The sequence below is a fragment of the Variovorax sp. MPBD4-3 genome (assembly GCF_058809745.1).
In genome coordinates this window covers 179732-190749 of record NZ_JBXASW010000003.1, presented here as the reverse complement: position 1 = coordinate 190749, position 11018 = coordinate 179732, and the positions used below count along the sequence as shown (strand labels likewise).

At 68.1% G+C, this 11018-nt stretch carries 10 protein-coding genes; all 10 read right to left on the bottom strand.

Features of this window, described 5'->3' with window-relative positions; all coding sequences use genetic code 11:
- Positions 1 to 13 precede the first annotated feature (13 nt).
- From AC1RVW_RS02955 to AC1RVW_RS02910, 10 genes are read right to left on the bottom strand one after another with little or no spacing between them, the layout of a single operon-like run.
- A complete protein-coding gene (locus tag AC1RVW_RS02955; protein ID WP_493197914.1) occupies positions 14 to 1177 on the bottom strand; it encodes an ABC transporter substrate-binding protein in 1164 nt (387 codons plus the stop codon).
- Between the two features lie 43 nt (positions 1178 to 1220).
- On the bottom strand, positions 1221 to 1685 hold the full coding sequence (locus tag AC1RVW_RS02950; protein ID WP_493197912.1) for an aromatic-ring-hydroxylating dioxygenase subunit beta: 465 nt from the start codon (positions 1683 to 1685) through the stop codon (positions 1221 to 1223).
- On the bottom strand, positions 1682 to 3007 hold the full coding sequence (locus tag AC1RVW_RS02945; protein WP_493197910.1) for an aromatic ring-hydroxylating dioxygenase subunit alpha: 1326 nt from the start codon (positions 3005 to 3007) through the stop codon (positions 1682 to 1684). The genes AC1RVW_RS02950 and AC1RVW_RS02945 overlap by 4 nt, the downstream gene beginning before the upstream one ends.
- Positions 3008 to 3033: 26 nt before the next feature.
- A complete protein-coding gene (locus tag AC1RVW_RS02940) occupies positions 3034 to 4179 on the bottom strand; it encodes an ABC transporter substrate-binding protein (RefSeq protein WP_081266901.1) in 1146 nt (381 codons plus the stop codon).
- 1 nt (position 4180) lies between these two features.
- The gene (locus AC1RVW_RS02935) at positions 4181 to 5347 is read right to left on the bottom strand and encodes an ABC transporter substrate-binding protein (RefSeq protein WP_493197907.1); all 1167 of its coding nucleotides are present in this window, start codon (positions 5345 to 5347) and stop codon (positions 4181 to 4183) included.
- 49 nt (positions 5348 to 5396) lie between these two features.
- Complete coding sequence (locus AC1RVW_RS02930; protein WP_081266903.1) at positions 5397 to 6131, bottom strand: SDR family NAD(P)-dependent oxidoreductase; 735 nt, start codon at positions 6129 to 6131, stop codon at positions 5397 to 5399.
- Positions 6128 to 6940, bottom strand: coding sequence for a cyclase family protein (locus AC1RVW_RS02925; protein WP_106935234.1), 813 nt, complete (start codon positions 6938 to 6940; stop codon positions 6128 to 6130). Before AC1RVW_RS02925 ends, AC1RVW_RS02930 begins: the two co-directional genes overlap by 4 nt.
- 16 nt (positions 6941 to 6956) lie before the next feature.
- Complete coding sequence (locus AC1RVW_RS02920) at positions 6957 to 8210, bottom strand: SDR family NAD(P)-dependent oxidoreductase (protein WP_493197904.1); 1254 nt, start codon at positions 8208 to 8210, stop codon at positions 6957 to 6959.
- On the bottom strand, positions 8207 to 9382 hold the full coding sequence (locus tag AC1RVW_RS02915; protein WP_493197902.1) for a thiolase family protein: 1176 nt from the start codon (positions 9380 to 9382) through the stop codon (positions 8207 to 8209). Before AC1RVW_RS02915 ends, AC1RVW_RS02920 begins: the two co-directional genes overlap by 4 nt.
- Positions 9379 to 11004 carry an AMP-binding protein gene (locus AC1RVW_RS02910; protein ID WP_493197900.1) on the bottom strand — a complete coding sequence of 542 codons (1626 nt, stop codon included), beginning with the start codon at positions 11002 to 11004 and terminating at the stop codon, positions 9379 to 9381. The genes AC1RVW_RS02915 and AC1RVW_RS02910 overlap by 4 nt, the downstream gene beginning before the upstream one ends.
- Positions 11005 to 11018: the final 14 nt, after the last annotated feature.

Here is an 11018-nt window from a genome sequence, read left to right as displayed (position 1 = left end):
GAATGCATGAGGTTCAAGGTGCGAGCTTCCATTGGCCGTTGTCGAGCTTGACGATCACGCGGGCGCGTTCGTCCACGCCGTAGAGACTGCCGGGCTTGAAGGTGTACACGCCGTGCGTGCCCACCACTTCCTTCGTGCTGAAGATGGCATCGCGCAGCGCCACGCGGAACTCGGGCGTGCCCGGTTCGGCCTTCTTCATGGCGCGCGAGGCCGCGTCGGCGAACACCAGCCAGCCGTCGAACGAATAGGCCGAGAAGGCATCGCTGGTCGGCGCGTTGTTGACCTTCTGGAAGACGGCGCGGAAATCGGTCGCGATCTTCTTGGTCGGATAGCTGTCGGGCAGTTGCTCGGCCACGATCACCGGGCCGGTGGGCATCAGCGCGTTCTGGCCGGCCGCGCCGACCACGCGCACGAAGTCGGAGTTGATCAGCCCGTGCTGGCCGTACACGCCGCCCTTGAAGCCGCGCTCCTGCAGGGCCAGGAACGGCAGCGCGCCGGGCGTGCCGGCACCGCCGGTCATCACCGCGTCGGGCCGCAGCGCCACGATCTTCAGCACCTGGCCGGTCACCGATGCGTCGCCGCGCGCATAACGCTCGTTGCTGACCACCTTGATGCCTGCGCCGGGCGCGGCCTTCATGAGCGCGTCGTAGACCAGGTCGCCCCAGGCGTCGGAGAAGCCGATGTAGCCCACGGTCTTCACGTTGTTGCGCTTCATGCGCTCGACCACCGCGTCGATCATCAGCTGCGTGGGCTGCGCCACGGTCATGACCCAGGGGTTCTCGTTGGGGTCGAGCAGGATCGGCGTGAGGCCGATCATCGGCGTCTTCGCTTCCTTGCCCACCTGCGCCATCGCTATTGCCGCGGGCACGCCCGATGTGCCCATGAGCACGTCGACCTTCTCGTCCTCGATCAGCTTGCGCGCATTGCGCCCGGCGGTGGTGGGGTCGGAGCCGTCGTCGAGCACGATGAGCTGCACCTTGCGGCCGTTCACCTCGCCCTTGTAGGCCAGCGCGGCCTGCATGCCCTTGGCATAGGGCACGCCCAGCGAGGAGTTCGGCCCCGACAGCGACACGCTCAGGCCGACCTTGAGGTCGGCCGCCAGCGCGCTCGCAACGCCACAGGCGGTCAGCACCGCGGCGAGTGTGCCGCGCGTCAAGGTCTGCATCAGGCTCTTCATGTCGTAGCTCCGGTGAGGATGGTTGTTAGAGGGAACAGGTAACTCAGATGAACAACTGGATGGCCGGCAGCGCGCGTGCCGCGTTGAGCAGGTCGATGCGCTTCTGGCGGATCGACCAGCCGGGGGGTGTGCGAACCAGGTGATGGCGGGCGGTGCCGCTCAACAGGATCTGGTCTTCGCCGCGCGCCTCGACGTAGAGGAACGGCGTGCGCAGCCATGCCTGGCCGCCCTCCTCGCGCTCGATGCGCGAGGGCTGCAGCACATGCTGGCTGTGGCTGGCCGGGTGCTGCGAATGGGCGCGCGGGTTCTTCAGGCGGTCCACGCGCAGCTGCAGCAGCAGCCGGTCTTCGTAGGCCAGCGAGTTGTGCGAGAACGGGTCGGCCTGCGCCGCGCCCAGCAGCGGCACCCAGTAGTGGCCGTCTTCCGCGAAAAGGGCCAGCCACTCGTCGAGCCGGCGCTCGTCGAGCAGGGCCGCTTCATGGGCGACGAAATCGCGCGGGTCCGTCATTGCACGGCCTCCATGCCCGCCGCCATGGACTTCGCCCATGCCCGGAACTGGTTGCGCATCAGCAGTTCGTTCGTGCCGTTGGTGGTGACCGTGGCCTGCTGCGTCTCGGCCGGATCGTGGTTGCGATGCAGGCTCACCCATTCGTTGCCGCCGGCGCGCAGGCCTTGCTGGATGCTCTCGAACAGATGCACGTCGTCATGCGCGACCACCGACATCGGCGAGAACACGAGCCGGTTGTAGCTCATGGCGCGCTCGAACAGCAGTGCCGGCGCACCCGCAGCGCGGAAGCTCCAGGCCTCTATCAGCGTGCGGTTGGCGGCCAGCGGGCGAATCACGCGAATGGCCTGCGGCGAGCCCTTGACCGACAGGCTCGGATAGAAGACCGAGTTCTGCGGCGAGCGCTGCAGTATCTCTGCGGCACGCTCCTCGCCGTGCGCGGCGCGCATCGCGGCTTCGTATTCGGGCAGCTGCGCATAGTTGGAGTGGATGCTGAAGTTCACCCCCAGCACGCTGTGGCCGTTGGCGAACACGCGTCCGCCCATCTTGTCGAAGAACTCGTAGCCCGAGCCGAAGGGCAGTATCTGTTCCATCGCCATCGGCTTGGGGTCGGTGGGCGCATGGCCTTCCCACAGCGCCTCGGCCGCCTTGGTGGCCGACTCGTGCGTCGACATCGGGTGCACCGTGTCGTTGATGTTCTCCAGGTACATCTTCCAGTTGCAGTGGACGATGTTGCGCAGCACGCCGCCGCCCACCGTCAGCTTGCCTTCGGGCGAGCGGTCCACCATGTTGTCGATGGCGCCCAGCACCTCGCCGAAATAGTCCTCGAACGAAGGCCCGGTTTCGGACAAGCGCACGAACACGAATTCGCGGTACACCTTCACGTTCTTCACCACCGACAACCCCTGCCCCGACTCGCAGGCCTTGAGCTGCGTGCCCTCGTAGCCGTTCTTCAGCGGCAGCCCGAGCGGCGCGCCGTCGAGCTTGTAGGTCCACGCGTGGTAGGGGCAGCGAAAGAAACGGCCGGTGTTGCCGCACTCGTCCGTCACCAGCTGCGTGCCCTTGTGGGCGCAGCGGTTGTAGAGCACGTGCACGCCGCCATCGGGCTGCCGCACCATGAGCAGCGGCCGGCCCGCGATGTCCTGCGACACGAAGTCGCCGGACTCCGGCACCTGGCTCGCATGGCCGAGAAAGACCCAGGTGTTGGCGAACAGGTGCTCCTGTTCCAGCGCGAAAAGCTCCTCGCTGAGGTACAGGTCGCGGTGCACCCGGTCGTCCCGGACCAGCGCCGCGACAAGATCGGGGCGGTTGCGGTAGGTGGTCATGGCGATGTGCTCGGTGGCGTGGGGGGCTACGGAACCAGCTTCCACTGCCCTTTGGTCATCTGCACGATGACCACGCCGCGCTGGTCGGAGCCATAGCGGTCGTCGGGCTTGAAGGTATAGACGCCGTGCGTGCCCACCAGCTCTTTGGTGCTCACGATGGCATCGCGCAGCGCCGTGCGGTAGGCCGGCGTGCCCGGTTCGCCCTTGGTGCGCGAGGCGGCGTCGGCCAGCAGCAGGTAAGCGTCGTAGGTGTACGACGAGAACGCATCCGTCGGCACCGCGCCATTGACCTTCTGGTAAGCGCTGCGAAAGGCCATCGACACCTTCTTGATCGGGTTGCTGTCGGGCAGCTGGTCGGCCACCAGCACCGGGCCGCTGGGCACCTGCAGCCCCTCGATGGAAGCGCCGCCCACGCGCACGAAGTCCGCGTTGATGAGGCCGTGCGTGCCGTAGATCTTGCCCTTGTAGCCGCGATCGGCCAGCGCGATGTACGGCAGCGCGCCGGGCGTGCCGGAGTTGCCCGCGAACACCGCATCAGGCCGCGCCGCGACGATCTTCAGCACCTGCCCGGCCACCGACGAATCGCTGCGCGCATAGCGCTCGTTGGCCACCACCTTGATGCCGGCCGCGTCCGCGCTCTTCACCAGCGAGTCGTAGGCCAGGTCACCCAGCGCGTCCGAGAAGCCGATGAAGGCCACCGTCTTCACGCCCGACTTCTTCATGCGGTCGACCACGCCCGCGACCATGAGCGGAAAAGGCTGCGACACCGTCACGGTCCACGCGCCCTCGGGGCCGGCGATGGTGACAGGCGTGGGCGAGATCAGCGGCGTGTTCAGTTCTCTGGCCACCGCGGCGATGGCCATGGCGCCGGGCACGCCGGATGTGCCGATGAGCACGTCGACCTTGTCCTCCGTCACCAGCTTGCGCGCATTGCGCCCGGCGGTGGTGGGGTCGGAGGCGTCGTCGAGCACGATCAGCTGCACCTTGCGCCCTGCGATCTCGGGGTGCTCGGCAATCGCTGCGCGAATGCCCTTCTCGTACGGAATGCCGAGCGCCGCGACAGGCCCGGAAAGCGAGCTGATGAAGCCGATCTTCAGGTCCGCCGCCATGGTTTGCGCGGCGGCCAGCGCGAGCGCCGTGGCGCCGAGGATGTGTGTGAGCTTCAGTTTCATGTCAGGGCACCAGCTTCCATTGGCCTTTTTCGAGCTTCACGACGACGCGCGAGCGGTCGTCAGAGCCGTAGCGATCGGTGGGCTTGAAGTTGTAGACCGAGTGCGTGCCCACCAGCTCCTTGGTGCTGACGATGGCGTCACGCAATGCAAGGCGGAACTGCGGCGTGCCGGGCTCGGCCTTGCTGGCCAGCGCACGCTGCGCGGCATCGAGGTAGATCAGCCATGCATCGAAGCTGTAGGCCGAGAAGGTGTCGGTGGGCGGCGCGCCGTTGGCCTTCTGGTAGGCGGTGCGGAAGTCCATCGCGATCTTCTTCATCGGGTTGGCGTCGGGCAACTGCTCGGCCACCACCACCGGGCCCGTGGGCGCCAGCAGGCCTTCGACCGACGGGCCGCCGACGCGGATGAAGTCGGGGTTGATCAGCGAGTGCATGCCGTAGATCTTTCCCTTGTAGCCGCGCTCTGCCAGCGCCAGGTAGGGCAGCGCGCCGGGCGTGCCCGATGCGCCGGTGATCACCGCGTCGGGCCGCAGCGCCACGATCTTCAGCACCTGCCCGGCCACCGACGAATCGCTGCGCGCATAGCGTTCGTTGCTCACCACCTTGATGCCGGCGGCAGGCGCCGACTTCATGAGCGCGTCGTACACCAGGTCGCCCCAGGCGTCGGAGTAGCCGATGTAGGCCACCGTCTTCACGCCGGCCTGCTTCATCTTCTCGACCATCGCGCCCATCATCAGCGGCGCGGGCTGCGGCAGCGTCACCATCCATGCGCCCTCCTCGCCGGCCAGGTCGGCATTGGCGATGGAGATGAGCGGCGTCTTGGTCTCGCGCGCCACGCCGGCGATGGCCAGAGAGCCTGGCGCACCGGCCGTGCCGATGATGACGTCGACCTTGTCTTCCTCGATCAGCTTGCGTGCATTGCGCGCGGCGGTGGACGGGTCGGACGCGTCGTCGAGCTGGATCACCTGCACCTTGCGGCCGCCCACTTCCGACTTGTAGGCGACTGCGGCCTTCATGCCCTTGTCGTACGGAATGCCCAGCGACGACACCGGCCCCGACAGCGAAGTGATGAAACCGACCTTGAGATCGGAGGCCCAGGCGCTCGCGGCGCCCAGCGCGCCGATGCCCACGGCCACGGCCGCGAGTGTGCGAATTCGGTTCATGACTTTCATGGCGATGCTCCAGAGGTGGTTTTGGTTGGACGTGAGGAAAACTGGAAACTCAGAGGGCGAGGCTTCCGACGCTGGTGCCGCCGCACACGTACAGCACCTGCCCGGTGACGAAGCTGTTGTCGGCATCCGCAAAGAAACGCACGGCGCGTGCCACGTCGGCCGACTCGCCCAGGCGCTTGACGGGCACCGAGGCGGCGAGCGCGCGTTCCTTCTCGCTGCCGGCCTCGACCACGTCGTAGAACATGTCGGTGCGGATGGGGCCCGGGGCCACCACGTTCACCGTGATGCCGTCAGCGGCCAGCTCGAGCGCCCATGTGCGCGCCATGCCCAGCATGCCGGCCTTGGTGGCTGAATAGCTGGTGCGCGTGGCAAGGCCCAGCGCGGCGCGCGACGACAGCAGCACGACACGGCCGAAGCGTTGCGCGCGCATCGCGGGCAGCGCACCTTGCACGAGCTGTATCGCACAGCCCAGGTGCAGGTCGACCAGCGCATCGAGGTCATCGAGCTTGACGTCGGGCAGCAGCGCGGCGCGGATGACGCCCGCGTTGTGCACGATGGTGGTCGGTGCGAAGCGCCCCACCAGTTCGCGCACAGCCTCGCCCGTGGCGGCGCGGTCGCTCAGGTCGACCTCGATGCTGTGCAGCTTCGGGTGGTCGATCTCGGCCTTGCGGCGTGCGAGCGACACCACCTCGTAGCCCTGCGCGAGCAGGTCTTCGCAGATCGCCTTGCCGATGCCGGCGCTGCCGCCGGTGACGGCCGCGACCTTGGGTGCGACGTTGGTCATGCCGAAGCTCCCACCAACGCCAGCACACGCAGCGGGCTGCCGCTGCCCTTCTCGATCTTCAGCGGCGGGCAGATCAGCACCGCGCCGGCCGGCGGCAGCAGGTCGAGGTTGCTCAGGCACTGCAGGCCGTAGCGGCCCGCGCCGTGCATGTAGTAGTGGCACGGATAGGGCGGGCGAAGGTGGTAGCCCTGCCCCGCGTCGGTGCCGATGGCCTCCGAGCCGAAGCCCAGCACGTCGCGCTGCTCGACCAGGAAGCGCACGGCGGCGGTGCTCGGGCCCGGTGTGTGCTGGCCCGTCTCGTCGAAGTTCTGATACGCCTCGGGGTCGGTGCGCTTGGACCAGTCGGTGCGCATCAGCACCCACGCGCCCTTGGGGATGCGGCCATGCGCCGCCTCGTAGGCTTCGATGTCTTCCAGCGTCAGCAGGTAGTCGGGGTCGTCCTTCACCTGCGGCGAACAATCGATCACGCAGGCCGGCGCCACGAAGTGCTGCACCGGAATGGTGTCGACCGAGTTGTTCGGCAGGTCGCGCCCGGAGATCCAGTGGATCGGTGCGTCGAAGTGGGTGCCCGTGTGCTCGCCGCAGGAAAAGTTGTTCCAGTACCAGCCCGGGCCGCGCTCGTCGTACTTCGAAACTTCCTCGATACGGAAGGGCCAGCACTGGCCCATCTCGGGCGGCAGCGCGATCTGCGGAAACTCGGGCGTCAGCGTCTGCGTGAGGTCGATCACGCGGATGCGGCCGCTGGCCATGGCAGTCACCAGGCCGCCGAGGATCTCGGCGGTGGACATCAGTTCGGTTGTCGTGGTCATTCGTGTGGCTCCTGTCTCAGCCGCCTGCGGCCAGCTCGCGCTCGAGCACCTTGGGGTTGTCGCGCCAGCGCTCCAGCCACTCCTGCGCCACGTCGCCGGGGTAGACGTCTTCCACGCCGTCGCGCAACGCCTTCACGATGGCGTTGGCCAGCGCGGTGGGTGCGAGCTTGGGCGGCGGCGTGTGCTGGTTCCATTCGTCGTCGATGGGGCCGGGGAACACGTTGATCACGCGGATGCCGGCCGGTCGCATCTCCGCGCGCAGGCACTGCGCCAGCGAATGCGCCGCCGCCTTCGAGGCGCTGAAGGTGCCGTGCGGCGGGAAGTTGCTCAGTGCGTAGATCGACAGCAGGTTGACCCATGCCGTAGCGCCGGTCACGCCATCGGCCGAGCGGCCCTTCAGCGCCGGCCCGAACTCCTGAGCCAGCCGCAGCAGGCCGAAGTAGTTGATGTCCATCTCGGCCCTGGCCACGTCTGTGCCGCGCCGTGCGCCGATGCCGAAGGTGCGGTGCACCTCGGCGTTGTTGATGACGATGTCGACCTTGCCGCCGATGGAGCCCGCAAGCTCGGTCACCTGGCGGCCGTTGGTCAGATCGAGCGGCACCAGCGTGACCTGCGGCAGCGTTGAGATATCGTCCAGCCCCTCGCCCATCTTCTTCCAGGGCTCGGCATGGCCGACCCAGACGATGTCTGCGCCGGCCTTCACCAGCGCGCGCACTAGCGCCTGGCCGGTCTCGGTCTTGCCGTCGGTCACCAGCACCTTGCGGAACTTGGGGTCGCTGGTCATTTCGCGCAGCATCTTGTCGTCGGCCATGTGGGGACTCCCTTCATTCGGAAAACCAATGAGAACGGCCTGGCCCGCGCGGTCGAGCCGGGCGCCTACGCGCACCCTTTGCGGCGCGTCGCCGACCTCGCCATGCAGATGGACCATGAGCGTGGGGCCGGCATCCAGGTGCACCAGGCCCAGCCGCCAGGGCAGCCGCTCGCGAAAGAACAGGTCGTTGCTGTGATGCAGCGTGGTGCTGCCGAGCAGCTCGCCCTCGCCGCTCTGCGCGCGCCAGCGCAGCGCGGCCGAGAGGCACTTGTGGCAGACCTCGCGCGGCGGGTACTGCACCGTGCCGCAGTCATCGCAGGTCTGCAGTTCGAAGCGGCCCTCGGCGGCGGCGGCCGTCAGGCCCAGCGCCACGCGGCCGCGCGCGCCGGGCGGCAGGTTCATCTGCCGGGTGCGCAGAACCGGGTTCTTGCGCGGAGGGCGCATCAGGGGCATGGTCATGCGGGTCTCCCCAGGATCACCGCGCCTGTGCACAGGCAGCGGTCGTAGGTCACCATGCCGAAACCGGCGACGAGGCCCAGTTGTGCATCGGGCACGGCGCGTTGCCCGGCTTGATCGGTCAGTTGCCGAATCGCCTCGACCATGCCGAGGAAGCCGCCCGCAGCGCCTGCCTGACCTGCCGACAGCTGCCCGCCGCTGGTGTTGTTCGGAAAGCTGCCGTCGAAGGTCATGGTGTTGGCCTGCACGAACGCCGGGCCCTCGCCCTTCTCGCAAAAACCCAGGTCTTCGAACTGCATCATCACGATGACGGGGTAGTCGTCGTAGGTCTGCACGAAGTCGAGCTCGGCGGGCTGGATGCCGGCCTGCGCGTACAGGTCGTCGCGGTCCTTGCGCCAGCCGCCCTGCACCATCACCGGGTCTTCGGCATAGGCGTTGTGGCGTTCGATGGCACCGCGGATCAGCACGTGCGCCAGGCCCAGGTCGCGTGCGCGCTCCTCGCTCATCACGAGGAAGGCGTCGGCGCCCGCGCAGGGCATCACGCAGTCGAACAGGTGGATCGGGTCGGAGATGGGCCGGGCCGCCATGTACTCGTCGAGCGTCAGGCCCTTCTTGAACATGGCGTTCGGGTTGCCCAGCGCGTTGGTTCGCTGGTCGACGCAGATGCGGCCGAAGTCTTCACGCTTCGCGCCGTAGGTGCGCATGTAGTTGGCCGTGATGAACGCGAAGATCGAGTTCGGGCCGCCCGAGCCATACGGGTAGCTCGCGTCGCGCGCGAAGTTGCTGAAGCTGCCGAGCGTCTGGCGGAAGGAGTCGACATGGTTGGTGTCGGCGCCCACGCAGGCCACGATGTCGGCATCGCCTGCCTGAACCGCCCGCGCGGCGCGGCGCAGGCACATCACGCCCGAGGCACCACCCGTGGGCACATGGTCGAGCCAGCGCGGCGACATGCCCAGGTGCTGCGTGACGCCCACGGCCGTATCGGGCGCGAGCGAGAAGCTGCTGAGGCACAGGCCGTCGATCTGCTCCTTTGGCACGCCGCTGGCCTTTACCAGCGCCTCGATAGCCTGCCCGATGAACCAGTGCGCTGTGCGCGTGGAATAGCGCACGTAGGGCACGGTGATGGGCACCGCGACCGCGACGCCTTCGTAGGAGAGCCGTCGTTTCGTGGTCATGGCTGCCTCTTCTTCATCGCACGCGTGTCGATGCAATGGCCCTGGCCCGGCAAAGAATGCGCCATCTCGCGCAGCTGGCCGCGCTGGATCTTCTGCGACGGCGTGAGCGGCAACGCGTCGACGAAGGCGACGTAGCCGGGTGCCTTGTAGTAGGCGAGCTGCGCCAGCGCATGCTCGACGATGCTCGCCGCGATCTGCGCGCGCTGCGAGGCATCCAGGTCTTCTCGCACCACGATGCAGGCCAGCACTTCGTCGCCGCGCACCGCGTCGGGCGTGGCGGCCACGGCCGATGCCTTCACCGCCGGGTGCTGGTTGAGCACGCTCTCGACCTCGACGGCGGAGATGTTCTCGCCGCTGCGGCGGATCACGTTCTTCTTGCGGTCGACGAAGAAGAAGTTGCCTTCGGCGTCGCGGCGCACCAGGTCGCCGGTGTGGAACCAGCCGTCGGCCCAGGCTTCGCGCGTGGCCTCCTCGTCCTTCAGGTAGCCGGAGAAGAAATACCGCTTCGGGTCGGTGCCGGCCGAACGCACCAGCAGTTCGCCCGGTGCATCGACGCCGGCTTCGTTGCCATCCTCGCCCACGAGGCGAATTTCGACGAAGTCTTCCTGCCGCCCGAAGCAGCTCGTGCCCACGAGGCGCGGCTCCCGGTTGGCCATGATGCAGGCGGCCGCGCCGGTCTCGGTCATTGCCCAGGCCTCGACCAGCGGGAAGCCGAAGCGCTCCTCGAAAAGCGCGTGGTTCTTGCGGTCCACGCCGGCGCCGAAGCCCCAGCGGATCGCATGGTCGCGGTCGGCAGGCGACTGCGGCGCCGAGAGCAGCATGGCCGGCATCACGCCCAGGTAATGCACGATGGTCGCGCCGCTTTCCTTCGCGCTGGCCAGCCAGGTCTTCGGGTGGAAGCGGTCGAGCTGCACCAGGCAACCGCCGGCGACCAGCACCACCATGGTGGAGAAGGCCATCGCGTTCATGTGGTTCAGCGGCAGCGGCGTGATGACGCGCTCCGCGTCGGGCCGGATGCTGCACACGCCGTCGAGCGCCGCGTACCACTCGCCAGCGCGCAGGAAGTAGGCGTTGCTCAGGATGCAGCCCTTGGGGCGGCCCGTGGTGCCTGATGTGTAGAGCAGGCCGCATTCGGTGTCTGTGCCGATGGGCTCATGGGCGCGCGGTGCGGCGGTCTTCGCCGGCGGCACCGCGTCTTCGGGGCCCATCGTCTCGAATTCGACACCCGCCTGCGCCGCCGCTGCACGCAGGTCGGCGGCCCGGCCCGGCAGCGTCACGGCCAGGCCGATCTCGCTGTGGCCGATCAGGTAGACCAGCTCGGCCGAGCGCATCTCGGCGTTGATGGGCACCACGCTCGCGCCCAGTGCGTTCAGCGCGAGCCAGTGGAAGATGAAGGCCGGCCGGTTTTCCAGCAGCAGGCCGACGCGGTGGCCGTGTCCATAGCCGGCTTGCGCATAGGCCGCGCGCAGGCGCTCGATCTGCGTGGCAGCCTCACCCCAGCGGATGGCGCCCGCGTCGATGCCGTAGGCGGCGGCAGTCACCGATTCGGTGAACAGGAACTCGGCCTGCGGCGTGCGCGCCGCGGTAGCCGCGAAGACTTGATGGACGGTGGCGTGTGGCATCGCTTTCGTCCCTG

What these genes read in the sequence shown, in the direction of transcription:
- AC1RVW_RS02955 (WP_493197914.1), bottom strand. Translation starts at nt 1,177, where the DNA reads ATGAAGAGCCTGATGCAGACCTTGACGCGCGGCACACTCGCCGCGGTG.
- AC1RVW_RS02950 (WP_493197912.1), bottom strand. Translation starts at nt 1,685, where the DNA reads ATGACGGACCCGCGCGATTTCGTCGCCCATGAAGCGGCCCTGCTCGAC.
- AC1RVW_RS02945 (WP_493197910.1), bottom strand. Translation starts at nt 3,007, where the DNA reads ATGACCACCTACCGCAACCGCCCCGATCTTGTCGCGGCGCTGGTCCGG.
- AC1RVW_RS02940 (WP_081266901.1), bottom strand. Translation starts at nt 4,179, where the DNA reads ATGAAACTGAAGCTCACACACATCCTCGGCGCCACGGCGCTCGCGCTG.
- AC1RVW_RS02935 (WP_493197907.1), bottom strand. Translation starts at nt 5,347, where the DNA reads ATGAAAGTCATGAACCGAATTCGCACACTCGCGGCCGTGGCCGTGGGC.
- AC1RVW_RS02930 (WP_081266903.1), bottom strand. Translation starts at nt 6,131, where the DNA reads ATGACCAACGTCGCACCCAAGGTCGCGGCCGTCACCGGCGGCAGCGCC.
- AC1RVW_RS02925 (WP_106935234.1), bottom strand. Translation starts at nt 6,940, where the DNA reads ATGACCACGACAACCGAACTGATGTCCACCGCCGAGATCCTCGGCGGC.
- AC1RVW_RS02920 (WP_493197904.1), bottom strand. Translation starts at nt 8,210, where the DNA reads ATGACCATGCCCCTGATGCGCCCTCCGCGCAAGAACCCGGTTCTGCGC.
- AC1RVW_RS02915 (WP_493197902.1), bottom strand. Translation starts at nt 9,382, where the DNA reads ATGACCACGAAACGACGGCTCTCCTACGAAGGCGTCGCGGTCGCGGTG.
- AC1RVW_RS02910 (WP_493197900.1), bottom strand. Translation starts at nt 11,004, where the DNA reads ATGCCACACGCCACCGTCCATCAAGTCTTCGCGGCTACCGCGGCGCGC.